23 protein-coding genes, 4 tRNA genes and 1 riboswitch are annotated in these 23897 nt (G+C 61.2%); of the genes, 19 read left to right on the top strand and 8 right to left on the bottom strand.

Going from position 1 to position 23897, the window contains the following annotated elements; translation table 11 throughout:
- Nucleotides 1-130: 130 nt before the first annotated feature.
- Both tspO and AB4O05_RS22845 read left to right on the top strand, forming a co-directional pair.
- Complete coding sequence (tspO, locus tag AB4O05_RS22850) at nt 131-571, top strand: tryptophan-rich sensory protein TspO (RefSeq protein WP_460135167.1); 441 nt, start codon at nt 131-133, stop codon at nt 569-571.
- Nucleotides 571-1485, top strand: coding sequence for an alpha/beta hydrolase fold domain-containing protein (locus tag AB4O05_RS22845; RefSeq protein ID WP_460135168.1), 915 nt, complete (start codon nt 571-573; stop codon nt 1483-1485). Before tspO ends, AB4O05_RS22845 begins: the two co-directional genes overlap by 1 nt.
- Here the strand turns inward: AB4O05_RS22845 and AB4O05_RS22840 are convergent.
- Nucleotides 1466-1924: a DUF6678 family protein gene (locus AB4O05_RS22840; RefSeq protein WP_460135169.1), complete on the bottom strand. Its 459-nt coding sequence runs from the start codon at nt 1922-1924 to the stop codon at nt 1466-1468. The genes AB4O05_RS22845 and AB4O05_RS22840 overlap by 20 nt on opposite strands.
- 216 nt (nt 1925-2140) lie before the next feature.
- On the opposite strand from AB4O05_RS22840, the gene AB4O05_RS22835 reads away from it, so the two are divergent.
- Entirely contained in the window at nt 2141-2365 is a 225-nt protein-coding gene (locus tag AB4O05_RS22835) for a hypothetical protein (RefSeq protein ID WP_460135170.1), read from the top strand.
- Nucleotides 2366-2705: 340 nt separating this feature from the next.
- Here AB4O05_RS22835 and AB4O05_RS22830 read toward each other — a convergent pair whose 3' ends face one another.
- From AB4O05_RS22830 to AB4O05_RS22815, 4 genes are all read right to left on the bottom strand, one after another.
- Nucleotides 2706-3470 carry an ABC transporter ATP-binding protein gene (locus AB4O05_RS22830; protein WP_460135171.1) on the bottom strand — a complete coding sequence of 255 codons (765 nt, stop codon included), beginning with the start codon at nt 3468-3470 and terminating at the stop codon, nt 2706-2708.
- Complete coding sequence (locus tag AB4O05_RS22825) at nt 3467-4459, bottom strand: FecCD family ABC transporter permease (protein ID WP_460135172.1); 993 nt, start codon at nt 4457-4459, stop codon at nt 3467-3469. Before AB4O05_RS22825 ends, AB4O05_RS22830 begins: the two co-directional genes overlap by 4 nt.
- Entirely contained in the window at nt 4456-5466 is a 1011-nt protein-coding gene (locus AB4O05_RS22820; protein WP_460135173.1) for an ABC transporter substrate-binding protein, read from the bottom strand. The genes AB4O05_RS22825 and AB4O05_RS22820 overlap by 4 nt, the downstream gene beginning before the upstream one ends.
- Nucleotides 5467-5581: 115 nt before the next feature.
- Nucleotides 5582-5775: riboswitch (cobalamin riboswitch) on the bottom strand.
- Nucleotides 5776-5812: 37 nt separating this feature from the next.
- The gene (locus AB4O05_RS22815) at nt 5813-6742 is read right to left on the bottom strand and encodes a DNA/RNA non-specific endonuclease (protein WP_460135174.1); all 930 of its coding nucleotides are present in this window, start codon (nt 6740-6742) and stop codon (nt 5813-5815) included.
- Nucleotides 6743-6877: 135 nt separating this feature from the next.
- Here AB4O05_RS22815 and AB4O05_RS22810 point away from each other — a divergent pair, with 135 nt between their 5' ends.
- Both AB4O05_RS22810 and AB4O05_RS22805 read left to right on the top strand, forming a co-directional pair.
- Nucleotides 6878-7939 carry a M4 family metallopeptidase gene (locus AB4O05_RS22810; RefSeq protein WP_460135175.1) on the top strand — a complete coding sequence of 354 codons (1062 nt, stop codon included), beginning with the start codon at nt 6878-6880 and terminating at the stop codon, nt 7937-7939.
- A 28-nt stretch (nt 7940-7967) separates the two neighbouring features.
- Nucleotides 7968-8273, top strand: coding sequence for a protealysin inhibitor emfourin (locus tag AB4O05_RS22805; protein WP_460135176.1), 306 nt, complete (start codon nt 7968-7970; stop codon nt 8271-8273).
- A 3-nt stretch (nt 8274-8276) separates the two neighbouring features.
- Here the strand turns inward: AB4O05_RS22805 and AB4O05_RS22800 are convergent, their stop codons facing one another.
- Nucleotides 8277-9668 carry an aldehyde dehydrogenase family protein gene (locus AB4O05_RS22800; RefSeq protein WP_460135177.1) on the bottom strand — a complete coding sequence of 464 codons (1392 nt, stop codon included), beginning with the start codon at nt 9666-9668 and terminating at the stop codon, nt 8277-8279.
- 102 nt (nt 9669-9770) lie between these two features.
- Between AB4O05_RS22800 and ptrR the strand changes: the two genes are divergently transcribed.
- Complete coding sequence (gene ptrR, locus AB4O05_RS22795; protein ID WP_460135178.1) at nt 9771-10649, top strand: putrescine utilization regulator PtrR; 879 nt, start codon at nt 9771-9773, stop codon at nt 10647-10649.
- A 98-nt stretch (nt 10650-10747) separates the two neighbouring features.
- On the opposite strand, the gene AB4O05_RS22790 is transcribed toward ptrR, so the two are convergent.
- Both AB4O05_RS22790 and AB4O05_RS22785 read right to left on the bottom strand, forming a co-directional pair.
- Entirely contained in the window at nt 10748-10957 is a 210-nt protein-coding gene (locus AB4O05_RS22790) for a hypothetical protein (protein WP_460135180.1), read from the bottom strand.
- 99 nt (nt 10958-11056) lie between these two features.
- The gene (locus tag AB4O05_RS22785) at nt 11057-12253 is read right to left on the bottom strand and encodes an amino acid aminotransferase (RefSeq protein ID WP_460135182.1); all 1197 of its coding nucleotides are present in this window, start codon (nt 12251-12253) and stop codon (nt 11057-11059) included.
- A 345-nt stretch (nt 12254-12598) separates the two neighbouring features.
- On the opposite strand from AB4O05_RS22785, the gene uvrB reads away from it, so the two are divergent.
- The 13 genes from uvrB to AB4O05_RS22720 all read left to right on the top strand — a co-directional run bounded on the left by uvrB (nt 12599) and on the right by AB4O05_RS22720 (nt 23896).
- On the top strand, nt 12599-14614 hold the full coding sequence (gene uvrB / locus AB4O05_RS22780) for an excinuclease ABC subunit UvrB (protein ID WP_460135183.1): 2016 nt from the start codon (nt 12599-12601) through the stop codon (nt 14612-14614).
- Nucleotides 14615-14797: 183 nt separating this feature from the next.
- Nucleotides 14798-16279: a glutamate--tRNA ligase gene (gene gltX / locus AB4O05_RS22775; RefSeq protein WP_460135184.1), complete on the top strand. Its 1482-nt coding sequence runs from the start codon at nt 14798-14800 to the stop codon at nt 16277-16279.
- A gap of 147 nt (nt 16280-16426) precedes the next feature.
- Nucleotides 16427-16502, top strand: a tRNA-Ala gene (locus AB4O05_RS22770).
- Nucleotides 16503-16580: 78 nt separating this feature from the next.
- Nucleotides 16581-16656, top strand: a tRNA-Glu gene (locus tag AB4O05_RS22765).
- Between the two features lie 49 nt (nt 16657-16705).
- Nucleotides 16706-16781, top strand: a tRNA-Ala gene (locus AB4O05_RS22760).
- An 80-nt stretch (nt 16782-16861) separates the two neighbouring features.
- Nucleotides 16862-16937 (top strand) — tRNA-Glu (locus tag AB4O05_RS22755).
- 183 nt (nt 16938-17120) lie between these two features.
- Nucleotides 17121-17660 (top strand): TetR/AcrR family transcriptional regulator, encoded by a 540-nt coding sequence (locus AB4O05_RS22750; protein ID WP_460135185.1) that lies wholly within the window; start codon nt 17121-17123, stop codon nt 17658-17660.
- 15 nt (nt 17661-17675) lie between these two features.
- Complete coding sequence (locus AB4O05_RS22745; RefSeq protein ID WP_460135186.1) at nt 17676-18509, top strand: alpha/beta hydrolase; 834 nt, start codon at nt 17676-17678, stop codon at nt 18507-18509.
- A gap of 41 nt (nt 18510-18550) precedes the next feature.
- Entirely contained in the window at nt 18551-18985 is a 435-nt protein-coding gene (locus AB4O05_RS22740) for an acyl-CoA thioesterase (RefSeq protein ID WP_460135187.1), read from the top strand.
- Between the two features lie 55 nt (nt 18986-19040).
- Complete coding sequence (locus tag AB4O05_RS22735) at nt 19041-20000, top strand: tRNA dihydrouridine synthase (protein ID WP_460135188.1); 960 nt, start codon at nt 19041-19043, stop codon at nt 19998-20000.
- A 417-nt stretch (nt 20001-20417) separates the two neighbouring features.
- A complete protein-coding gene (locus AB4O05_RS22730; protein WP_460135189.1) occupies nt 20418-21452 on the top strand; it encodes a hypothetical protein in 1035 nt (344 codons plus the stop codon).
- 96 nt (nt 21453-21548) lie between these two features.
- Nucleotides 21549-22499 (top strand): hypothetical protein, encoded by a 951-nt coding sequence (locus AB4O05_RS22725; RefSeq protein WP_460135190.1) that lies wholly within the window; start codon nt 21549-21551, stop codon nt 22497-22499.
- A 113-nt stretch (nt 22500-22612) separates the two neighbouring features.
- Nucleotides 22613-23896, top strand: a complete 1284-nt coding sequence (locus AB4O05_RS22720; RefSeq protein WP_460135191.1) for a hypothetical protein — start codon at nt 22613-22615, stop codon at nt 23894-23896.
- Nucleotide 23897 lies beyond the last annotated feature (1 nt).

Genomic DNA, 23897 nt, shown 5'->3' with positions numbered 1-23897 from the left:
CCAATTTTCATGACGCGCAGAAGAGCCGGCCTGCGTGCCATTTTTGGCGCCTTGATTGAATTTATGCGCGGTAGTTTGAGTCACTCAAGCATAGCGTTGCTTTCTGCCGACTCCACCTCAAGGACCGACCATGACCTTTTTCATCTTCCTGCTCGCCTGCGCCGCCGCCGCCAGCACCGGCATCCTCTTCAAGCCCGGTGCGTGGTACGAGTCCCTCGTCAAACCCAGCTTCACCCCGCCCAACTGGCTGTTCCCGGTGGCGTGGACGCTCATCTACCTGTTGCTGGCCTGGGCCGGTTATCGCTTGAGCCTGATCCCCGGCAGCCAAATAGTGCTGGCCCTGTGGGCCGCGCAGATCGCCTTGAATACGCTGTGGACCCCGGTGTTCTTTGGTGCCCATCGGCTGTTCGCCGGGATGGTGATCATTGTGCTGCTGTGGCTTACCGTGGTGGCCATGGTGGTGCTGGCCGTGCGCCTGGACCTGATCACCGGTTTGATCCTGTTCCCGTACCTGGCGTGGCTGTGCGTGGCGGCGGCGTTGAATTTCTCGATCCTGCGCAATAACCGCTGATGGCCTGTCAACCTTGGCCGGCCAGCGAGCCGGAACTGGCGCAGATGCGCCGCTTCAATCAAAAACTCGCGTGGATGCCGCGTTTCAAGATTCGTAATCGGCTGACGCCGCGTTTGATCCAGGCGCTGTGGCGGGTCAGTCAGAGGCTCAAGAAAGCCCCCGTGGCGCACTGCAAAAGGGTGGGCGGCGTCCCCGTACGCATCCTGCGACCCAGCGGCAAGCCCAAAGGCGTGGTGCTGGATATCCACGGCGGCGGTTGGGTCATTGGAAACGCGCAGATGGATGACGACCTTAACCTGGGCATGGTCAACGCGTGCGACGTGGCGGTGGTGTCGGTGGACTATCGGTTGGCGGTGGACACGCCGATTGAGGGGCTGATGGACGATTGCCTGGTGGCCGCGCGCTGGTTGCTCAATGATGAGGAATTCGCGGGTTTGCCGGTCATCGTCGTCGGTGAATCGGCCGGAGGGCATTTGGCGGCGGCGACCTTGCTGGCGCTCAAACAATGGCCGCAATTGCTCGACCGCGTGCGCGGCGCGGTGCTGTATTACGGCGTTTACGATTTGAGCGGCACACCGAGCGTACGCACGGCCGGGCCGGATACGTTACTGCTGGACGGGCCGGGGATGGTCGAGGCGTTGCGCATGCTCACGCCGGGGTTGAGTGATGATGAGCGCAGGCAACCGCCGTTGTCGCCGTTGTATGGGGACTTTGACGGTATGCCGCCCGCGTTGATGTTTGTGGGGGCGTTGGACCCGCTTAAAGACGACACGCTGTTAATTGCGAAGCGCTGGCCGCAGGCGGAGGTCCATCTGCTGCCGGAGTCGGCCCATGGGTTCATTCATTTTCCGGTTGCGATGGCGGAAGGGGTGTTGGTGTATAGCCGACAGTGGATCAGAGATCGCGTTGGGTAAACGTCTGTGCAGGCGGGAAGTCTTCGTAGGATTTTGGTAGGTAACCCCAAATTCTCAGCATGTCAGCCTGTACCTCGAACTCGAAACCAATTTGTGCGACGGCCTTCGATATTTCTTCGGTATGATCAATGTACGTTTGTGGGAGTAGCGCACCCAGGGACGGTGCTAGTTCCCACAAGCCGATATCGAACCATTCGACGTAGGCAAATGGGAACGGCAAGTGGTAGTGCCACTCCACGTCCCATTCCGATATATGTCCTGTGATAGATTTAGAACGATACGGTGGTTGCCAGCCTGAGAGTTGACGGACATGGGTGATCAGTTCGTTCCACTTGGTATTGTTCGCCGCGCTTGCCAGGTTTCTCGCTGCTACGGCAGCTTTTATGATCTTGCGGTTCTTATCATTCTGTCGGGCGTCAGGCCCTGGTAGTTCGTTCATATTCATTCCTGTCGACTCACTCATTTGAATGACATGGTACTGCGGGCCATCCAGTAATTTGAAGGCGATCCAGAATATTGAGACTTCCTTTTTTTCCTCCCGGAATTGTCTGAAAGCGTTACTTGGTTATCTTCGTTGCGAGCGGATAGGGAACTTAAAACCTGATCACCTAGTCGGGTTAATCAGCTGCACCTCTCCCATAATAAGGACGCCGCCATGCGCGCATACACCCTGAACTATCTGTTCAACGATGCACCCCGCACCCATCTGTTTGAACTCAAGCAACCCGATTTGCCCGTGCATGAGGCCGCGTTGCACTTGCTGCAATTGCACTTCGGCGATGCGGAGAATGGCTTGATCATGCCCCCGGCGGATGCGGCGCCGGAGGAAATTCTGGAGCAGGCAGAGGTAGTGGGGATTACGCGGATAGAGGTTGTATGAGCCAAAGATCCAGTAGATTCGAGAAGCATCGCCAATCAATGTAGGCGGCCCCACCACCTCTTCGACGTAGCGCTATCGCGCAGCAAACCGGGACCTCTGTGGCGAGCGGGCTTGCCCCGCGTTGGGCTGCGAAGCAGCCCCAAGACCAGGCGCAGAGGAGTGCCTGATACAGCGCATTCGTCTTCATTAGGGGCGCTTCGCACCCCAACGCGGGCGGTGCGACGATTCGCGAAGCCCGCTCGCCACAAAGCACGGTCGTTTAATTATTTAAAATCAATTAGTTATTTTATGTTTATAAGCGCTGGCTTGCCTGCTCCCGCCGTTGGATTGTGTGAAGCCATTAATTGGAGCGCAACCGCAGGATCTGCGCGCCGTCAAACGGGTCGGTCAGGTAATGTCCCTGCACTCCGAACGTGTCCTGCAAGCGTTGTGGCGTCAGCACCTGCCGCGGTTTGCCCAGCGCCACCAACCGTCCGTGATCCAGCACGGCCAGGCGATCACAGGTCAGTGCCTGGTTGAGGTCGTGCAGGGCGATCAAGGTGGTCACCGGCAAACCCTGCACGCCTTTTAAAATCGTCAGTTGATGCTGGATGTCCAGGTGGTTGGTCGGCTCATCCAACAACAGAATCTGCGGCCGCTGCGCCAGGGCGCGGGCGATGTGCACGCGTTGGCGTTCGCCGCCGGAGAGGCTGCGCCAGGCGCGGTGGCTCAGGTGGGTGGCGTCCACATCGTGCAGGGCCTGCTGCACGATGGCGTCGTCGTCGCGGGACCACGGGCTCAGCGCCGACAACCACGGTGTGCGGCCCAGGGCCACGGCGTCGAACACGCGGATGGCGTCGTCGGTGTCGGCCTGCTGTTCCACCACCGCCAGTTGCTGCGCGATGGCGCGGCGCGAGAGGTCGCCCAGGCGTTGGCCACCCAGGCGTACTTCGCCGCTGGCAGGGGCGCGCAAGCCGGCGAGCAGTTTGAGCAGGGTGGACTTGCCCGAGCCGTTCGGCCCGACGATGCCCAAGGTTTCACCCGGCTGCACCTGCAGGTGGATGTCGCACAGCAACTGCGCCTCGCGCACCTTGAAGCCCAGGCCGGTGCAACTGAGTACCGTCATCGCGCGTTCCTGCGGCCAATCAGGATCAGTGCGAACACCGGTGCACCCACCAACGCCGTGACCACGCCCACGGGGATCACCTGGCCTTTGATCAAGGTGCGCGACAGCACATCGGCGGCAATCAAAAACAATGCACCGCCCAGTGCACTGGCCGGCAACAGGCGCGAATGCCCGGTGCCGAGCAACAGGCGCACGGCGTGGGGGATCACCAGGCCGACAAAGCCGATGGAGCCGACAATCGACACCATCACCGCTGTCACCAGCGCCGCGCAGCCCACCAGCAGAAACTGCACGCGGCGCACCGGGATGCCGAGGGACGCCGCCGAGTCGCTGCCGAAGGTGAACGCATCCAGCGCGCGGCGATGCCACAGGCACACCGCCAGCCCCGCGACCGCCACTGGCACCGCCAGCCACACCGACGGCCAGCGCACGCCGCTGAGGTTACCCAGTAGCCAGAACAGGATGCCGCGCGCCTGTTCAGAGCTGGCCGATTTGGTGATCAGGAACGCGGTGAGGGCATTGAACAGCTGTGAGCCGGCAATACCCGCGAGGATGATCTGGCCGGTGCCGCTGGCCCGCGTGAGCAGAATCACCAGGGCAAACGCCGCCATGGCACCGACGAAGGCACCCGCCGACAACGAAATCAGCCCGCCGCCCACGCCCAGCAACGCCACCAATACCGCGCCGGTCGAGGCCCCGGCGCTGATGCCCAGCAGGTACGGGTCGGCCAACGGGTTGCGCAGCAACGACTGCAAAATCACCCCGCAGGTGGCCAGCCCCGCCCCGCAGGCGGCGGCGACCAGGGCGCGGGTCAGGCGGTAGTTCCACACCACGCCTTCGTCGATGGGGTCCAGTACGTAGCCGGCGGCCCAGAGTTTATTGGCGAGCACCTGCAACACCACGTGTGGCTCGATAGTGGTTTCACCGATGGCCACGCCGGCAAGTACGGCAACCAGGAGCAGCGCGAGGGCGAGTAGGGTGCGGATCATTTGGACAGGTCGTAGCCGTCGATGGCGCCGGCCAGTTGTTCAAGGCCATCGAACGTGCGCAGGCTGGCCTGCAGCGCCAGGGCGTCGAGGATGATGATGCGGTTGTTCTTCACGGCATCCATGTTACGGGTCACCGGGTCGCTGCGCAGGAACGCAAGTTTCTTTTCGTGATCGTCGGCCGGGTAGCGACGGCGGTCCATGCGCGCGATGATCAGGAAAGTGGGGTTGGCCTTGGCGATGGTTTCCCAGCCGACCGCGGGCCATTCCTCATCGGACTGCACCACGTTGTGCAGGCCGAGGGTCTGCAGCATGAATTCGGGAATGCCCTTGTGCCCGGCCACGTACGGGTCGCTGGCCATCTCGGAACTGGAGAACCACACCAGCGCACTGGCGTGCTTGAGGCCTTTGCTGCGTGCGGTAGCGATGGACTTGGCCAGGCGCGCCTTGAGCTCATCGTTCAACTGTTGGCCGCGATCCTGGACATCGAAAACCTGCGCCAACTGGTCGATGCTTTTGTAGATCGCCTCGATGCGGAACGGCTCCAGGCGCGTACCGTCGGCGCCCACCAGGTTGTCCTTGCCTTCGCAATCGGAGGGCAGCACGTAGGTGGGGATCTTCAGCTCGTGAAACTGTTCGCGGGTGCCGACCACGCCTTGCGGGCCCACCACCCACTCCAGCTCGGCGGCCACCAGTTGCGGGCGCTTGGCGATCACCGCCTCGAAGCTCGGTTCGTTATTGGCCAGGCGCTCGATTTTATCGTTCTGCGCCTTGAACGGCGCCAGCACGCTGTTGAACCACAGCGAAGTGCCGACCACGGTGTCGCCCACGCCCAGGGCATAGAGCATTTCGGTGGCGGCCTGGCCGATGGTCACGCTGCGCGAGGGCGCGTGTTGAAAGGTGAGGGTGCTGCCGCAGTTCTCGATCGTCAGCGGGTAATGAGTGGGCGCCGCTTGGGCCAGGGCGCAGAAACCCAGGCCGGTGATCAGGGCGGTAACGCGTGGCAGCATGGGGCGATCTCCGTTTGAACCGTACGTGAAACAGGGGAGGTACGGTTCGGAAATACGCCCTCGAACGCTGCCGATCGGGCAGGCGAGAATGTCCTTCCCGGACACCCCGCCGGTTGGTGATTGTGCTGGGCCGGCAGGTCTCCTGACTGATGCGTCGTCGCCTTGCTCCGGCCTTCCCGGACAGCGTCCAGTGGCAGTGGGGAGCAGGCTCGGCACCTACAGTTGCGGGGGCAGTTTCGCTTGGCGCCGCGTGCGGCGCTTCGAATTCCCTGTTAGTCCCTTACGGGAACCGGCGGCGGTATGGTAGTCGATTAGGCCCTGGCGAAGTAGCCCAAGGCCCGTCGGTTCACAGACGAATGTCCCCAGGCCCCTGGATCAGCGCTTCAATCCGGGTGCCAGTGGCGCGTTCTTCGTTGCTGAAACCATCGTAATCGGCCAGGTTGGCGAAGCGGATGCCGGTCAATTGTTCGATCTGGATCACACTGCGCCGATACGTCCTGAGCTGGCCGAACATCAGGTCAAGCTGACCCAGCTCGCGGCTCTGGTCGATCATGTAGGCACTGGCGCTGGGCTTGCCGTCGTCGCTGAGGTAAGCCACCACCTTCCAGAACGCCTTGGGGATTTTGACGCCCCGGTAGACACGGTCGTCGTCGGCGAACACCGGGCCGCTGAACACCGTGGCCCGGGCTTTCCAGCGCTGGGTGTTGTTGAGGATGTAGTCCTCGAGTTCGAGCCAGGTCTTTTGGTTGAAGCCGCTCATCTGTGGCGAGCAGTTGGTGAAGTGGAAGGTGTCGGCGTTGGCGATGGCCGCCGCGTCGCCCCAGTTGGGGTCCTGGCGCCGCACCAGGTGGCCGCGATCCAGACCATTGCTCGCATAGAGCTCTTCGCCCACCTGCGCGCTGATCGGCAGGCGGCCATCGTAGGCCCAGGTGTCGCTGCTGCGCAGAATGTCCTCGTGCTGGCCGCCATCGATATTGACGCCCACATAGAGCGCCAGTCGTCGGGAGCGAGACATGGTGACCGAGAAGTGCGTGTAGTCCAGGCGCCCTGGTTGCATGTCATCCGCCAGCGTCTCGCTCACGGTGGGCCACGGCACCACGAAGCGGCTGAGGAAGTCTTCTGCGTAGCCCTGCCGGCCCTCCAGCGCTTGCGCCGGGGTCACCCGTGGGCCGCCCGCGCGGGCTTCCAACAGTGTGGGGCTGGCCGCGACCAACGGGTGCAGATCGGCGAGCCGGGGGCGGTGCGACAGGTCGATATTGGCTTTGCGTGCTGGCATGGGATGCTCCTTGCGGGCCTGGAAATAAACACGACTGCAACATAGCTTCATGACAATTTAGTCCATGCACCGACAGCAGGACTATCCTGAAGCGGTCACCCGGACGTAGTCACATGCCAAAAAGGGAGCTAGCCCATGTGTGTTCGCCAGCAACGCAATCCGATCTTCTGCCTGATTCCGCCGTACATGCTCGACCAGATCGCGCGTCACGGTAATAAAGCCCAACGGGAAATCGCCTTGCGTACCCGCGCCAAGGACAGCACGTTCCGCTCTTTGCGCATGGTCGCCGTGCCGACCCGGGGGGCCGCCCATATGGCCCTGGCCATGGGCGCCGAAAAACGCCGCTCGATCTACAGCGCCGAGGGCAATGACAGCCTGCCCGGCAAGCTGATCCGTAGCGAGGGCGACGCCGCCAGTGGGGTGGCGGCGGTGGACGAAGCCTATGATGGCCTGGGCGCGACCTTCGATTTTTTCGACCAGGTGTTCGACCGCAATTCCATCGACGATGCCGGCATGGCGCTGGACGCCACCGTTCACTTTGGCCAGGACTATAACAATGCCTTCTGGAACTCGACCCAGATGGTGTTCGGTGATGGCGACCAACAGTTGTTCAACCGCTTCACGGTGGCGCTTGACGTGATCGGCCATGAGTTGGCCCATGGCGTCACCGAGGATGAGGCCAAGCTGATGTATTTCAATCAGTCCGGTGCGTTGAACGAGTCGTTGTCGGACGTGTTCGGCTCGCTGATCAAGCAGTATGCATTGCAGCAAAAGGCCGAGGACGCCGATTGGTTGATCGGTAAAGGGCTGTTTACCGAGAAAATCAACGGTACCGCGCTGCGCTCGATGAAGGCTCCCGGCACGGCGTTTGACGATAAGCTGCTGGGCAAGGACCCTCAGCCGGGGCATATGGATGATTTTGTGCAAACCTATGATGACAATGGCGGCGTGCATATCAATTCCGGCATTCCCAACCATGCGTTTTATCAGGTTGCCACGAACATCGGCGGGTTTGCCTGGGAGCGCGCCGGCCGCATCTGGTATGACGCCCTGCGTGATGCGCGGCTGCGGCCGAACTCGGGCTTCCTGCGGTTTGCGCGTATCACCTACGATGTCGCCGGTCGACTTTACGGCGCGAACAAGGATGAACAGAAGGCGGTCAAGGAAGGCTGGAAAGCGGTGGGCATTCACGTTTGACACACCGCCTGGGCGGTGAGGAGCAGCCATGCACATTTCAATCAAGGAAATCGGCGGGCCGGCGTTTTTTCCTGGCCTGGCCCGGCCGAACACTGTGGAGCTGGAGAAGCTGCCCGAGCCGGACCAGCAGGAGTTGCGGCAACTGATCGAGGCTTCACACTTCTTTGAGTTGCCGCAAAGCACTACGCCGGAACCCGGCAACCCCGACCAGGTGCATTACACCCTGACCGTGACGGAAGGCGAGCGTGAGCACACGGTGTGCGTGCTGGCGCCGGTGAAGTCGCAGGCACTGGACGGGCTGGTGCAGTGCGTGCGGCGGCATGTTCGCTGTTGAGGCTTATTTGCGGTCCAGCCACACGGTTTGCGCATTGCAGAACTCGCGTACGCCAAAGTGCGACAGCTCGCGGCCGAACCCGCTCTTCTTAATGCCGCCAAACGCCACTCGCGGGTCGGAGACGCTGAAGGCGTTAACGAAGATGCCGCCGGTTTCCAGTTGGTTGGCGATATCGCGGGCCTTGGCCGCATCGGAGGTGAAAAGGCTGGCGGTGAGGCCGAATTCGCTGTCATTGGCCAGCGCCACGGCGTGGTCTGCGTCGCGGGCGGTGATGATGGAGGCCACTGGGCCGAACAGTTCCTGCTTGAACGAGGTCATCTGGTCGGTGACGCCTGCCAGGACGGTCGGCGCATAGTAGTTGCCGACGCCCGCGACGTTATGGCCGCCCAGCAGCAGAGTCGCGCCTTCTGCCAGGGTCGCCTGGACCTGCCCGTGCAGCTCATCGCGCAGGTCGAAGCGGGCCATTGGGCCGACGTAGGTGGCGCTCGATGTGGGGTCACCCATCACCAGGGCACGGCTGGCTTCGACGAACCTGGCCGTGAAGGCTTCCACCACGCCTTGCTCGATGATCAGGCGCTTGGCGGCGGCACAGACTTGGCCGCTGTTCTGGAAGCGACCGATCACCGCAGCCTGCACGGCGGCGTCGAGGTCGGCGTCGTTGAGCACGATAAACGGGTCGGAGCCACCCAGTTCCAGGACGCATTTTTTCAGCGCGGCGCCAGCCTGGGAGCCGATGGCGATGCCGGCGCGCACGCTGCCTGTGAGGGTGACGGCAGCGATGCGTGGGTCGGCGATCGCCTCGGACACACCAGCGGGGGTGACGTTGATTACCTCCAACAGGCCGTCAGCGAAGCCGGCTTTGTGAAGCGCGGTTTTGATCAGGTAGGCGCAGCCCATCACATTCGGCGCGTGCTTGAGCACATAGGTGTTGCCGGCCAGCAACGCCGGCACGGCGCCACGCAGTACCTGCCATACCGGGAAGTTCCATGGCATCACCGCGAGGATCGGCCCGAGCGGGCGGTATTCGATATGGGCGGTGCCGTTGTCCACCAGGGTCGGTTCCGGGGCCAGCATGGCCGGGCCGTGGGCCGCGTACCACTCGCTCAGTTGCGCGCATTTCTCGATTTCGGCGCGGGCCTGGGTGATGGGTTTGCCCATTTCCAGGGTGATCATCCGGGCCATCTCTTGCGTTTGGTCGCGCAGCACGCCGGCCAAGGCCAGCAGCCGTTCGGCGCGCCGGTTCAGCGGCTCGCGACGCCAGGCGCGGAAGGCGGCGTTGGCGCGGTCGAGGGCGGCGTCGAGTTGCGACGCGGTGTCGAACGGGTAGCTGGCGACGGTTTCGCCCGTGGCGGGGTTGATCGACAGGGCGTGAGTGGTGTGTGAGATCGCGTTCATGGCACCGTCCGGCTGATGGGGGGAATGGGCTCAGCGTACGGGGCTGTATCTTTTCTGGAAACTGAATAATATTAAGCGATACGTTCACGATTGGAGAATGATTTGGACCTGGTGCAGCTGGAAATCTTCAAGGCCGTTGCCGAGCAAGGCAGCATCAGCGCCGCCGCACAGTTGATTCACCGGGTGCCGTCGAACCTGACCACGCGGATCAAACAACTGGAACAGGATTTGGGCGTGGAGTTGTTTATCCGCGAAAAAAGCCGCCTGCGCCTATCACCGGCCGGGTGGAATTTCCTCGGCTATGCGCGGCGCATCCTCGACCTGGTGCAAGAGGCCCGCGCCACGGTGGCGGGGGAGGAGCCCCAGGGCGCCTTTGCCTTGGGGTCGCTGGAGAGTACGGCGGCGGTGCGTATTCCGGCGTTGCTGGCGGCGTATAACCAAAAACATACGAAGGTCGAGTTGGACCTGAGCACCGGGCCGTCCGGCACGATGATCGAAGGTGTGCTGTCCGGGCGACTGGCGGCGGCGTTTGTCGATGGGCCGGTGCGGCATGCCACGCTGGAGGGGGTGGCGGTGTTCGAAGAGGAGATGGTGGTGATCGCGCCGCTGCACCATGCGCCTGTCACCCGCGGGCAGGATGTGAGTGGCGAGAACATTTATACGTTCCGCTCCAATTGCTCGTACCGGCACCACTTCGAGCGCTGGTTCTCACAGGATGGCGCGGTGCCGGGCAAGATCTTTGAGATCGAGTCGTACCACGGCATGTTGGCGTGTGTCAGCGCTGGCGCCGGCCTGGCGCTGATGCCGCGTAGCATGCTGGAAAGCATGCCGGGGTCTGCGGCGGTGAGTGTGTGGCCGCTGGCGGATAATTTCCGCATCCTGCACACCTGGCTGATCTGGCGGCGGGGCACGGTGTCGCAGAGTTTGAACAGCTTTGTGAAGTTACTGGAGGAACGCGATCTGGTAGCGCAGTCGTTCTAGTGTGGAAGCGGGCTTGCCTGCGCTAGCGTCAACCGGGCCGGCCTGATACACCGCGGTGCCGGCCTCGCAGGCAAGCCAGCTCGCACCTTTGATCGTGTTCAACCGCCGAACTGGAAGGTGCCCATCGCCAGTTTGGCCATGATGGCCGTTGCGCCCAGCTGCACCAGCCACAACGCCAATCCGCCCAGGAACACCCCCAGCGCGACTTGCAGCACCAGGCTTTTCTGGCGTTTGGCTTGCGGGGCACGCGGGGTGTAGTCGTGCAGGTCGTCGCGGTCGGCGCGCAGATCCAGGTCGTCATTTCTCATAAGGTTCTCACAGCAAGAGGGCGGTCAGGGTTCAGTCTAGGGGCTGGATACGAAAAAGGGGAAGCCATCGGCCTCCCCTCCTGTGCAACGCCAGCAGGTTTACAGCACCTGGACGATTGCCTGTGTGACCGCACCAATGTTCGCCTGGTTCAACGCCGCCACGCAGATACGCCCGGTATCCAGCGCGTAGATGCCAAACTCGGTGCGCAAGCGGGTGACTTGTTCGACGGTCAGGCCGGAGTAGGAGAACATTCCGCGCTGGCGGCCGACGAAGCTGAAGTCCTGGCCCGGTGCGGCCTTGGCCAGTTCAGCGACCATCTGCTCGCGCATGCCACGGATGCGCAGGCGCATCTCGGCCAGCTCGGCTTCCCACTGGGCGCGCAGCTCAGGGTTGTTCAGTACGGCTGCCACTACCGCCGCGCCGTGGGTCGGCGGGTTGGAGTAGTTGGTGCGGATCACACGCTTGACCTGGGACAGGATGCGCGCGCTTTCTTCCTTGGATTCGCTGACGATCGACAGTGCGCCCACGCGTTCGCCATACAGCGAGAACGATTTGGAGAACGAACTGGAGACAAAGAAGGTCAGGCCCGATTCGGCGAACAGACGCACGGCGGCGGCGTCTTCGTGGATGCCGTCGCCAAAGCCCTGGTAGGCCATGTCGAGGAATGGCACCAGGTTCCTGGCCTTGACCACGTCCAGCACGTTTTGCCAGTCTGTCGGGCTCAGGTCGACACCGGTCGGGTTGTGGCAGCAGGCGTGCAGCACCACGATGGACTGGGGCGGCAGGGCGTTGAGGTCTTCGAGCAGGCCGGCACGGTTTACGTCATGGGTGGCGGCGTCGTAGTAGCGATAGTTCTGCACCGGGAAACCGGCGGTTTCGAACAGTGCGCGGTGGTTTTCCCAGCTTGGGTCGCTGATGGCGACGACGGCGTCTGGCAGCAGTTGCTTGAGGAAGTCCGCGCCGAGCTTCAGCGCGCCGGTGCCGCCCACGGCTTGTACGGTGACCACGCGGCCAGCATCGAGCAGTGGCGAGTCGTTACCGAACAGCAGGGTTTGCACGGCCTTGTCGTAGGCTGCAATACCGTCGATCGGCAAGTAGCCACGGGCGGCATGTTGCCCCACGCGAATGGCTTCCGCTTCGGCAACGGCACGCAAGAGTGGAATCTTCCCCTCCTCGTTGCAGTAAACGCCCACGCCAAGGTTGACCTTGGTGGTTCGTGTATCGGCGTTGAATGCTTCGTTGAGGCCCAGGATTGGATCGCGTGGTGCCATTTCGACAGCGGAGAACAGGCTCATTTTTGCGGCAGCTCTATGGGGGAAGGGAGGGACGTGTCGCGCTCCAGCCGAATGCACTAGAGCGGTGCACAAACGGGGAGCTAGTATAGAGGCCATCACCGCGCAGAGCGACCACCGAAACGCCTTTTCGGCCAAGTTTTTCGGTTTATTTGCCCACCGTTAGTCTTATTGCAACCTTGATCGTAGACGCCAGGTAGGACGATTGCCTTGAAACCCATCACATTTGCCACCACTTCTACAGCTATCATGGTTTTTTCCTGCAACCTGCGATGATTATTCGCGGGTCGCTGAGCTTTTTTCGTCCCTGGTGGTGTCAGGCCGGGGGTGACTAGAAAGAGGTACGTTATGTCGGATTTCCAGCTCGTCACCCGCTTTGAACCCGCCGGCGATCAACCCGAAGCGATTCGCCAGATGGTCGAAGGCATCGAGGCGGGCCTGGCGCACCAGACGCTGCTCGGGGTGACCGGTTCGGGCAAGACCTTCAGCATCGCCAACGTGATCGCACAGATCAACCGCCCGACCCTGGTGCTGGCGCCGAACAAGACCCTGGCCGCGCAGCTGTATGGCGAGTTCAAGGCGTTCTTCCCGAACAACGCGGTGGAGTACTTCGTTTCCTACTACGACTATTACCAGCCCGAAGCCTATGTGCCGTCCTCCGATACCTTTATCGAGAAGGATGCGTCGATCAACGACCATATCGAGCAGATGCGACTGTCGGCGACCAAGGCGTTGCTGGAGCGCAAGGACGCGATCATCGTCACCACGGTGTCGTGCATTTATGGCCTGGGCAGCCCGGAAACCTATTTGAAGATGGTGTTGCACGTCGACCGTGGCGACAAGCTCGACCAGCGCGAACTGCTGCGTCGCCTGACGAGTTTGCAGTACACCCGCAACGACATGGACTTCGCGCGCGCGACCTTCCGCGTGCGCGGCGATGTGATCGACATTTACCCGGCCGAATCCGACCTGGAAGCGATCCGCATCGAGCTGTTCGACGATGAAGTCGAGAGCCTGTCGGCCTTCGACCCGTTGACCGGCGAGGTGATCCGCAAGTTGCCGCGCTTCACCTTCTACCCGAAAAGCCACTACGTGACCCCGCGCGAAACCCTGATGGGCGCCATCGAGGGCATCAAGGCCGAGTTGGCCGAGCGCCTGGAATACCTGCGCGCCAATAACAAACTGGTGGAAGCTCAGCGCCTGGAGCAGCGCACCCGTTTCGACCTGGAGATGATCCTGGAGCTGGGCTACTGCAACGGTATCGAAAACTACTCGCGCTATCTTTCGGGCCGCGAATCCGGGGCGCCGCCACCGACGCTCTACGACTACCTGCCGGACGACGCGCTGCTGGTGATCGACGAGTCCCACGTCAGCGTGCCGCAAGTGGGGGCGATGTATAAGGGCGACCGTTCGCGTAAAGAAACGCTGGTGGAATACGGCTTCCGCCTGCCGTCGGCGCTGGACAACCGGCCGATGCGCTTCGATGAATGGGAAGCCATCAGCCCGCAGACCATCTTTGTGTCGGCTACGCCGGGTAATTACGAGGCTGAACATGCCGGCCGGGTGATCGAACAACTGGTGCGCCCGACGGGCCTGGTCGACCCCGAGATTGAAATCCGCCCGGCGCTGACCCAGGTCGACGACCTGCTTTCGGAAATCACCAAGCGCGTGGCGCTGGAAGAGCGGGTGCTGGTCACCACGCTGACCAAGCGCATGTCCGAAGACTTGACCGATTACCTGGCCGACCACGGCGTGCGTGTGCGTTACCTGCACTCGGACATCGACACCGTGGAGCGCGTGGAGATCATCCGCGACCTGCGCCTGGGTACGTTTGACGTGCTGGTGGGGATCAACCTGCTGCGTGAAGGCCTGGACATGCCGGAAGTGTCGCTGGTGGCGATCCTCGATGCCGACAAGGAAGGCTTCCTGCGTTCCGAGCGCTCGCTGATCCAGACCATCGGCCGTGCGGCGCGTAACCTCAACGGCCGGGCGATTCTGTACGCCGATCGCATCACCGGCTCCATGGAGCGCGCGATTGGCGAGACCCAGCGTCGCCGTGACAAGCAGATCGCCTTCAACCTGGAAAACGGCATTACGCCCAAGGGCGTGTTCAAGGACGTCGCCGACATCATGGAAGGCGCCACCGTGCCCGGCTCGCGCAGCAAGAAGCGCAAGGGCATGGCCAAGGCCGCGGAGGAAAGCGCCAAGTACGAAAACGAACTGCGCTCGCCGAGTGAGATCACCAAGCGCATTCGCCAGTTGGAAGAGAAGATGTACCAGCTGGCGCGGGACCTGGAGTTTGAAGCGGCGGCGCAGACGCGCGATGAGATCGGCAAGTTGCGTGAGCGCTTGCTGGCCGTGTAGCCCTCTTCCCTGTAGGCGCGAGCTTGCTCGCGAAAAACGCCAGGACACCGCGTTCTGCCTGAGTGCCCGCGTTATCGTTGGCGATCTTCGCGAGCAAGCTCGCGCCTACAACAAGGGGCTGCGGGCTGTTACCATTCGCCCCTTGTTTCAATTTTCAGTTATATCGCCCATTCGAGACCTGCCATGACCACCGTCCGCACGCGCATCGCGCCATCGCCTACTGGGGATCCCCACGTCGGCACTGCCTACATCGCCTTGTTCAACTACTGCTTTGCCAAGCAGCACGGCGGTGAATTCATCCTGCGGATCGAAGACACCGACCAGTTGCGCTCTAGCCGCGAGTCGGAGCAACAGATTTTCGATGCCCTGCGCTGGCTGGGCATTACCTGGGCGGAAGGCCCGGACGTCGGCGGCCCGCACGGCCCGTATCGCCAGAGCGAGCGCAGCGACATCTACAAGCAGTACACCCAGCAATTGGTGGATATGGGGCATGCGTTCCCTTGCTTCTGTACCGCCGAAGAGCTGGACCAGATGCGCGCCGAGCAACAGGCCCGTGGCGAAACCCCACGCTACGATGGCCGTGCGCTGCTGCTGTCCAAGGAAGAAGTGGCCCGCCGCCTGGCTGCCGGTGAGCCCCATGTGATCCGCATGAAGGTGCCGAGCGAAGGCGTGTGCGTGGTGCCGGACATGCTGCGCGGTGACGTCGAGATCCCGTGGGACCGCATGGACATGCAGGTGCTGATGAAGACCGACGGCCTGCCGACGTACTTCCTGGCCAACGTGGTCGACGATCACCTGATGGGCATCACCCACGTGCTGCGTGGCGAAGAATGGCTGCCGTCGGCGCCGAAGCTGATCCTGCTCTACGAGTACTTCGGCTGGGAGCAGCCGCAGTTGTGCTACATGCCGCTGCTGCGTAACCCGGACAAGAGCAAGCTGTCCAAGCGCAAGAATCCGACCTCGGTGACCTTCTACGAGCGCATGGGCTTCATGCCCGAAGCGATGCTCAACTATCTGGGCCGCATGGGCTGGTCGATGCCGGACGAGCGCGAGAAGTTCTCGCTGCAGGAAATGGTCGACAATTTCGACCTGTCCCGTGTGTCGTTGGGTGGGCCGATCTTCGATATCGAGAAGCTGTCGTGGCTCAACGGCCAGTGGCTGCGCGACCTGCCGGTGCAAGAGTTCGCCAGCCGCGTGCAGCAGTGGGCGTTGAACCCCGAGTACATGATGAAGATCGCGCCGCTGGTGCAGGGCAGGGTGGAGACGTTCAGTCAGGTTGCACCGTTGGCCAGTTTCTTTTTTGCCGGGGGCGTGAACCCGGATCCTAAGCTGTTCGAGTCCAAGAAACTCTCGGCCGACCAGGTTCGGCAGTTGATGCAGTTGATCCTGTGGAAGCTCGAAAGCCTGCGCCAGTGGGAGAAGGAGGCGATCACGGCGACGATTCAGGCGGTGGTCGAGTCCCTTGAACTGAAGCTGCGCGATGCCATGCCGTTGATGTTCGCCGCGATCACCGGGCAGGCCAGTTCGGTGTCGGTACTGGATGCGATGGAAATTCTCGGCCCGGACCTTACGCGTTTCCGTCTGCGCCAAGCCCTTGATTTGCTTGGTGGTGTGTCGAAGAAAGAAAACAAAGAGTGGGAAAAGCTGCTGGGCACTATCGCTTAAGCGGGCCGTTGCAGCGACGAAACCCCGGTTTTCCGGGGTTTCGTCGGTAAGTGATTGTTATCCCGGCAAAAAACTTTGGAAATTGTTGAAAATAAATTTGACACGTTTCCAAACCGCCATTAAGATTCGCCCCGTCCTCACCGATGAGGGGCTATAGCTCAGCTGGGAGAGCGCTTGCATGGCATGCAAGAGGTCAACGGTTCGATCCCGTTTAGCTCCACCAATTTGCAGGTTCAAGGTCTGGCCACACCGTCCTTGAATCGATCAGAACTCAGCTCTGATCAGTTTTACAGAAGGTTTTGTCCCCTTCGTCTAGTGGCCTAGGACACCGCCCTTTCACGGCGGTAACAGGGGTTCGAGTCCCCTAGGGGACGCCAGTTTCAACAAGCAGGTCGCAAGGCTTGCTGCGCCGCGAGGCGAAAATTCGGGGCTATAGCTCAGCTGGGAGAGCGCTTGCATGGCATGCAAGAGGTCAACGGTTCGATCCCGTTTAGCTCCACCAATTTACAGGTTCAAGGTTCCGGCCACACCGTCCTTGAATCGATCAGGTCTCAGCCCTGATCTGTTGTAGAGAAGGTTTGTGTCCCCTTCGTCTAGTGGCCTAGGACACCGCCCTTTCACGGCGGTAACAGGGGTTCGAGTCCCCTAGGGGACGCCACGATTACCCGCTATGCGGGATTTTTAAGGGTCATTCAATTATTGAATGGCCCTTTTGTTTGTCTGGCGTTTGGCCAGTGCCCCTTCCAGTTTCCCTTCTTCTTGTTCTGACCAATGGTCATGGCTGTCGCCTGCCAAATATTATTATGATAATAATATTCACCCATGAACGTCGGAGGCTTTGATGAGCGATAAAAAAGCGCAAACCCGCGAACGCATTCTGCAAGCCGCCAGCGCCGCGTTGATCCGGCGTGGCCCGGCTGAACCCAGTGTGGGTGAAGTCATGGGCGCGGCAGGCCTGACCGTTGGGGGGTTCTACGCGCACTTTGAAAGCAAGGACGCGCTGATGCTGGAAGCCTTCACCCAATTGCTCGCGCGGCGACGTGCCGCCATCGACGACATGGATTCACAGCTGACCGGGGAAGAGCGCAGGGGCTTGGTGGCGGCGTTTTATCTGTCGCGCAAGCATCGCGACTCCACCGCCCAGGCATGCCCGATACCGGCAACCGTGGGCGAAATGGCCCGTCTGCCCGACACGTTCCGTGAGGCGCTCAACGAACATGTGGAGTTGATGGCCGCGCAACTCGCCGCCAGCCCCGACGACACTGACAAGGCCCTGGCTGACATGGCGCTGATGATCGGTGGCCTGGCATTGGCCCGCGCCCTGGGGCCGGGTGAGTTGTCGGACCGGGTGTTGCGCGCCGCCAAGTCAGCTGTGCGCTAGAGGAGGGCTTGCAGGATGGGCACATTAACCTGGACTCGTCGCTTCAATGGCACGCTGGGTCACCTGGCGCCGCAAACGATGGCCAACAGGATGCGCCGCGCCTTCATGACGCCGCGCGACCTGCCGCCGCGCGATTGGGAGCTGCCGCTGCTGGCGCAATCGGAGCGCATCACTCTGCGTTTCGGCTTGTCGGCCCTGCGCTGGGGTCAAGGCCCGGCCGTGCTGCTGATGCACGGTTGGGAAGGCCGGCCCACCCAGTTCGCCAGCCTGATCACGGCATTGATCGCCAATGGTTATTCCGTGATCGCCCTGGACGGTCCTGCCCACGGTCGTTCGCCGGGGCGTGAAGCGCATGTGCTGCTCTTTGCCCGCGCCATGCTGGAGGCGGCCGCCGAGTTGCCACCGCTGCGCGCCGTGATCGGCCACTCCATGGGCGGCGCCAGTGCGCTGCTGGCGGTGCAGTTGGGGCTGCGCACCGAGGCGCTGGTGAGCATTGCGGCGCCGTCACGCTTTCTGGATGTGCTGCGCGGCTTCACTACAATGGTCGGTTTGCCGGCACGGGCGCGCTCGGCGTTTATCCAGGCAGTAGAGCTGGCGTTCGGCATGCCGCTCAAGCACCTGGATGTGGCCCACTATAAGATGAATATTCCCGGCCTGATCGTGCACGCCGAAGATGACACCTTCGTCCCGGTCAAGGCCTCTCAAGCCATCCACGAGGCCTGGTTTGACAGCCGCCTGCTGCGCCTGGAGCAGGGAGGCCACCAGAAAGTGCTGGCTGATCCACGGGTCATCGAAGGGGTGCTGGCGCTGTTGGCCGGTCGCCGTTTACCAGCGCAGCAGAGCGCCTGATACACTGCTTCCCGCCGACATTAATCGACTGGGAGCAAGGCATGGGCTGGGATTTGGCAACGCCGTTTATCATCGATCTGCAGGTCGCGCCTGAAGACATCGACGGCCTGGGGCACGCCAATAACGCGGTGTATGTGTCCTGGCTGGAGCGTTGCGCCTGGCGCCACTCCCAGCGGCTGGGGCTGGACCTCACCGAATACCGTCGCCTGGATCGCGCCATGGCGGTGGTGCGCCATGAGATCGACTACCTGGCGGCCGGCTATGAAGGGGACGAACTGCAACTGGCCACCTGGATCGTCGATTGGGACCAGCGCCTGAAAATGACTCGCCGCTTTCAACTGGTGCGCCCCCGTGATGGCGCAACCCTGCTGCGCGCGCACACCACCTTTGTGTGTATCGAATTGTCCAGTGGCAGGCCCAAGCGCATGCCGGTGGAGTTTCTCGATGGCTATGGCGCCGCCCTGACAGGGGGTTAACGGTTGCTGTGGGAAACCCAGTAAACTGCGCCACGATTTTTGTTGAGTGTTTTCCATGCAAATTGCTTTGGCGCCCATGGAGGGGTTGGTCGACAACATCCTGCGGGACGTGCTGACCCGCGTGGGCGGTATTGACTGGTGCGTGACCGAATTCATCCGCGTCAACGACCGCCTGCTCACCCCAGCCTATTTTCACAAGCTTGCCCCGGAATTGCTGCACGGTGCCCACACCGCCGCGGGCGTGCCGTTACGCGTGCAGTTGCTCGGTTCCGATCCGGTGTGCCTGGCGGAAAACGCCGCCCTGGCCTGCGAGCTGGGCTCCCAGGTGATCGACCTGAACTTTGGCTGCCCGGCCAAGACGGTCAACAAGTCGCGCGGCGGTGCCGTGCTGCTCAAGGAGCCGGAGCTGCTCAACCGGATTGTTGAACACGTACGCCGCGCCGTGCCGGCGCATATCCCGGTGACCGCCAAGATGCGCCTGGGTTTCGACAGCCCGGACGGCGCGCTGGTGTGCGCCACGGCCCTGGCCGAGGGCGGCGCGGCGCATATCGTGGTACATGCCCGCACCAAGACCGATGGCTACAAGCCCCCGGCGCACTGGGAATGGATCCCGCGGGTGCAGGACGTGGTCAAGGTACCGGTGTTCGCCAATGGCGACATCTGGAGTGTCGAGGACTGGAAGCGTTGCCGCGAAGTCAGCGGTGCCGAAGACATCATGCTTGGCCGTGGCCTGGTGGCACGCCCCGACCTGGCGCGCCAGATCGCGGCGGCGCGCGCAGGTGAAGAGGTGGTGGAAATGACCTGGGCGCAGATGCAGCCCATGTTGCAGGACTTCTGGGCCCAATCAGTGGCGCAGTTGACTGAAAAGCAGGCTCCGGGTCGTTTGAAGCAGTGGCTGGCGATGTTGACACGCAATTATCCGCAAGCGGTGCAGCTGTTTACGGCCATGCGTCGGGAGACGGAGTTGGAACAGGTCAGCCGATTGCTGGGGATGCCGCATCCACTCGGAGCCTGAGTTTCTTTGCCAGTGACCGCTTGCGCTGCAAGGGCGCATAGGGTTTTTAACGACATATTTACCTGTCACTTGGAAGGGCGCCACTGGCGCCCTTTTTTTCGCGCGCACTAACACAGATGGTTAGCGAGCTTGGGTTTGAATGTTATCGAATGTTTGCGTTGCTGCAGTTTATTAACGCGTGTGACTGCACTTTGAGGTCGTGAGCTGCTTGCATCAAGGCTCGCCGGCGAAAGTCCGTAGGGCAAAGTCTGAAAGTATGCTTTGGTTTCCTTATATGAAGACCGATTTCTGGAACTCGATGGCCTGACTTTCCACGTAAGTAGGGACTGTGAAGCAGTGTTATTGCTTCCGGCTATTCAACCTATCGCTTTCCTGGCCCGTTAATAGGGCCAGGCTATTTTGATTAAGGAATCGCAAATGTCTCTATCGGTTAATAACCTGCCGCAAGTAAAAGTGGACGCGCCGTCGGTTGATCGAAGTTCCGTATCGCCTTCCAGGTCAGACACTAGCCCGCCCCCCCAGGCTCACGGCACTCATATCAGTAATACACCGGCACGCACGGACAACGTCCGACCTTCTCCTAATGAAGTCATGATTCCCGGCGCTGCGCTCAACAAGTTATTTGACATGCTTGAGTTGGTGCTGAAAACCATGCGCGACATGGTGTCCGGAAGGTATTTAACGCCGGCCGTGTTAGTTGATCCAGGCAAATTTTCATTGCGGTCCGACGTGCGTGAGAAACCTGTGCAGCAGGACTCAGGCAAATTGCCAGTGAAGCTGGACGCACGTGAGCAAGGCGTGAAGGCGGAAACGAACACGTTGCCGGTGAAGCCGGATGCACGTGAGAAATCAGTGATGCCGGATGCGGGGCATTTGCCAGTGAGGCCGCAATGGACTGATCGTCCGGCAGTGACCCCCGACGAGGATGTGGTGCCGCTATTTCCACCCATGCCTGAGCCTGATGTCACCGTGAACAATAACTCCAAGGCAGACGTACATTTAAGTGTCAACGTGGGGCATTGTCACTGCGATGACAAGGGTGGGCTCCCGGACAGGCGCAGAAGGGCGAATGATGTGCCAAGGCCCGATGCGGAGCACCGGCCTGGTCGTCGCACCGATGCCGCGCCCGACGGCAAGCCTGGCATTACCCCCGGTCCCACGCCAGCGCCAGGCGTCGTACCAGGCTTGATTCCAGCGCCTATTCCCGCGCCAGGCGTCGTACCAGGCGTGATTCCAGCGCCTATTCCCGCGCCGGGCGTCGAACCGGCCGTAACCCCCAAACCCGATCCCGAAACATTGTCCATTCCAAAGTCCGAGGTCACGCCCCAGCCAATCCTTCCTGATGCGCCGGATTTGACGCCCCTGCCGGATATGCCCGTTCCGGACTTGACCAGCCCACGTCCCAACGACAATCAAGTTGATGCAAGGCGCTGGTGGTTCAACGTTCAGTAAATACTCATATTTTGAGTTGCAGGAAAAACCACTTGAATAGTTTGTGCACTTCTTCGGATGTAAATGTCCGGAGAGGTGCCTGCTTATGGGGGATTTATGTCTAATTGCTCAATAAAAAATATCGCGCGTTTAATCGATGTCAGGCAGGTGTTGGCGGTTGATTCACTTAATGCCAGTAATCAATCGTGTGAAAAGTCGAAGTTGATCGACAATCAGGCCATTGACAATAGTGTGACGCGGCCTGTTGCTGTACCGCAGGAAAAAGAGGGCATCGGCAATGAATCAGAAATCCTGAAGACGCTGGTTGTTTTGTTTAATTCTTTTTTTACTCAACTACTCAGTTTGGTATCTAATAAAAACGACAACAAAGTACCTGATACACCCGCACCTTTGCCCGCACCGAGGGTGGTGCCTGAACCTGTGGTGCCCAGCCCAGAGCCCGCAACGAATATCCCAGGGCTTTCGAGCAAGCGAAACGGTGCGAAGCCCGACAACATTTGGAGTGGGTTTTACCAGGGCCCCGATGGCAACTGTGTGACGGTCTCGGCCATCAAGGCCGCCATGTATCGATTTGGCCAAAGCCCGACGGATATTTTCAAGAGCGTAACCCGAACCCACGACGGTTATCGGGTGGTGATGCGCGATGAGTTCCAACTCACCCTGACTGACCGCGAACTGCGCGAGGGCGCTAAAGGCGCGCAATTCAAGGGCCCGGACAAGGGCATGCTTCAGGACGCGGAATTTCTCTTCGCTGTCAGCGCCAAGCGCGCCCAGATGGAAAACAACGATCGCATGGCGGGCAGGGGATATTGGGCGGCGATTCGCAGTTTGAATAACGGTGAGGATGAGACCGGGCCGGGCGAGGGGTTCCTGCGGTTGGGGTTGAGGCAGCACATGAAGCGGGTTTCGGTGCGCGAACTCGCCCGTGGACAAGTGGGCATGTGCAATCGGACCGGGCATTCGGTAGCGGTTATCAATGGCCGTGAAGAGTTATGGGGGCGTCGCGGCTCCTCGCCCACCCGGGGGGACGCCGTAGCGCTTATGTAGCGGGCGACTGGACCGACCCACTGTGCAGCCGGGGTGCGACTCGCTCCGCTACAACCTTGCCCTGGCTGCATTTTTTCAGGCTATTGCTTCGATAATCATCAGGAAACCAGTGAATGAATACCTCGGTAGGTGAGCGTCCATTTTGGCCGGCGAACGGCACGGGCGATGCGTTTTCATGTCTTTCTTCAAAGCAGGCAGGCGAAAAACCTGCGGATATCAACCGGGCGTTCGACGTCGAGCAACGGCAGTTTGGCGAGACCTTTGACTGCAGCACCCAGGCGGCCGTGATCAAGTTGATGATGTTGACGTTCGGTCAGCATCCAAGCGGGATGTTCAATGAGCTGGTCGCCACGGGTGAGGGGTATCACATCACCATGAAGGATGAGTTCAAGGTGCAACTGTCTCGCCAGGAGTTGGAACAGGCAACGAAAGCGTCACGGTTCAGCGGAGCGGACAGCGGTGCGGTCAAGGACGCCAACTTCGTGTTCGCAGCCTTTGTCAAACGCAAGCAACTGACCGGCGGTTACCCCACGTTTGCGGCCGCCCTGGCCAAAACCCTTGAGGGCGAGACGACCCAGCGATGCTTGCAGGGCATGGGTGTGTTCGGTCTTTCCCAATATGTGTCGTCAAGCGACATGGCCGCAAAAGGGGCCGTGGGGGTCATGTCGACCCATAACTTTGGCTCAGCATTGGTCATGGAGGGGGTAAGGCATCTTTACGGCCAGCAGCGCAGCGCAGATCAAGGCTACGGTTATGTTTTGTTCAACGACGATAGTGTGCCCCGCGCCGATGGGAGGAAAGTCTCCCATGTGGCATCCGGCACCACGTCCGCGCAAATATGGGATGGCTTTTATCAAGGAGGCGAGGGCAATTGCGTCACGGTCTCGGCGATCAAGGCGGCCATTATTCGGTTCTGGCAGGATCCCCAAGGCATCTTTAAGCAAGTCCAGCTCACCCCACAAGGGTTGGAGGTGGTCATGAGGGACTCCTTCAAGGTCACGGTGAGCTTTGATGAGCTGCATCAAGCCGCCGTCGCGTCGAACTTCCAGGGCAGCAATGCGCCGTTGCTCAATTACGCCAATTTCTTGTACGCGGTCAGTGCCAAACGCGCGCAGATGGAAAATAACGACTTCCGCGCCGCAGAGAGTTATGACGTAGCCCTGCAAACCCTCAATGACGGCGAATTTCCAGGCGAAGCGCTGCGCCGGCTGGGGCTGTTTGGCTATATGCGTGAAAGCACCGTTGAAGAGTTGGTCAGGGGCGCGATCGGTACGCTCGCGGACACTGGCCATTCGGTTGCGGCGATCGATGGCGCGGTTGATTTTTACGGGCAAAAGCACGAGCTGGCCTCATCGCGCTGGAAACGTGCCGGGCTGCGCGCGATAAAGCTGGTGTGAG

Source organism: Pseudomonas sp. S1_G07 (assembly GCF_054668565.1).
This window is presented reverse-complemented; position numbering and strand designations above follow the sequence as displayed.

Bases quoted from the DNA above. Each gene is read 5' to 3' on its own strand.
- tspO (WP_460135167.1), top strand. From the start codon at position 131: ATGACCTTTTTCATCTTCCTGCTCGCCTGCGCCGCCGCCGCCAGCACC.
- AB4O05_RS22845 (WP_460135168.1), top strand. From the start codon at position 571: ATGGCCTGTCAACCTTGGCCGGCCAGCGAGCCGGAACTGGCGCAGATG.
- AB4O05_RS22840 (WP_460135169.1), bottom strand. From the start codon at position 1,924: ATGAACGAACTACCAGGGCCTGACGCCCGACAGAATGATAAGAACCGC.
- AB4O05_RS22835 (WP_460135170.1), top strand. From the start codon at position 2,141: ATGCGCGCATACACCCTGAACTATCTGTTCAACGATGCACCCCGCACC.
- AB4O05_RS22830 (WP_460135171.1), bottom strand. From the start codon at position 3,470: ATGACGGTACTCAGTTGCACCGGCCTGGGCTTCAAGGTGCGCGAGGCG.
- AB4O05_RS22825 (WP_460135172.1), bottom strand. From the start codon at position 4,459: ATGATCCGCACCCTACTCGCCCTCGCGCTGCTCCTGGTTGCCGTACTT.
- AB4O05_RS22820 (WP_460135173.1), bottom strand. From the start codon at position 5,466: ATGCTGCCACGCGTTACCGCCCTGATCACCGGCCTGGGTTTCTGCGCC.
- AB4O05_RS22815 (WP_460135174.1), bottom strand. From the start codon at position 6,742: ATGCCAGCACGCAAAGCCAATATCGACCTGTCGCACCGCCCCCGGCTC.
- AB4O05_RS22810 (WP_460135175.1), top strand. From the start codon at position 6,878: ATGTGTGTTCGCCAGCAACGCAATCCGATCTTCTGCCTGATTCCGCCG.
- AB4O05_RS22805 (WP_460135176.1), top strand. From the start codon at position 7,968: ATGCACATTTCAATCAAGGAAATCGGCGGGCCGGCGTTTTTTCCTGGC.
- AB4O05_RS22800 (WP_460135177.1), bottom strand. From the start codon at position 9,668: ATGAACGCGATCTCACACACCACTCACGCCCTGTCGATCAACCCCGCC.
- AB4O05_RS22790 (WP_460135180.1), bottom strand. From the start codon at position 10,957: ATGAGAAATGACGACCTGGATCTGCGCGCCGACCGCGACGACCTGCAC.
- AB4O05_RS22785 (WP_460135182.1), bottom strand. From the start codon at position 12,253: ATGAGCCTGTTCTCCGCTGTCGAAATGGCACCACGCGATCCAATCCTG.
- uvrB (WP_460135183.1), top strand. From the start codon at position 12,599: ATGTCGGATTTCCAGCTCGTCACCCGCTTTGAACCCGCCGGCGATCAA.
- gltX (WP_460135184.1), top strand. From the start codon at position 14,798: ATGACCACCGTCCGCACGCGCATCGCGCCATCGCCTACTGGGGATCCC.
- AB4O05_RS22750 (WP_460135185.1), top strand. From the start codon at position 17,121: ATGAGCGATAAAAAAGCGCAAACCCGCGAACGCATTCTGCAAGCCGCC.
- AB4O05_RS22745 (WP_460135186.1), top strand. From the start codon at position 17,676: ATGGGCACATTAACCTGGACTCGTCGCTTCAATGGCACGCTGGGTCAC.
- AB4O05_RS22740 (WP_460135187.1), top strand. From the start codon at position 18,551: ATGGGCTGGGATTTGGCAACGCCGTTTATCATCGATCTGCAGGTCGCG.
- AB4O05_RS22735 (WP_460135188.1), top strand. From the start codon at position 19,041: ATGCAAATTGCTTTGGCGCCCATGGAGGGGTTGGTCGACAACATCCTG.
- AB4O05_RS22730 (WP_460135189.1), top strand. From the start codon at position 20,418: ATGTCTCTATCGGTTAATAACCTGCCGCAAGTAAAAGTGGACGCGCCG.
- AB4O05_RS22725 (WP_460135190.1), top strand. From the start codon at position 21,549: ATGTCTAATTGCTCAATAAAAAATATCGCGCGTTTAATCGATGTCAGG.
- AB4O05_RS22720 (WP_460135191.1), top strand. From the start codon at position 22,613: ATGAATACCTCGGTAGGTGAGCGTCCATTTTGGCCGGCGAACGGCACG.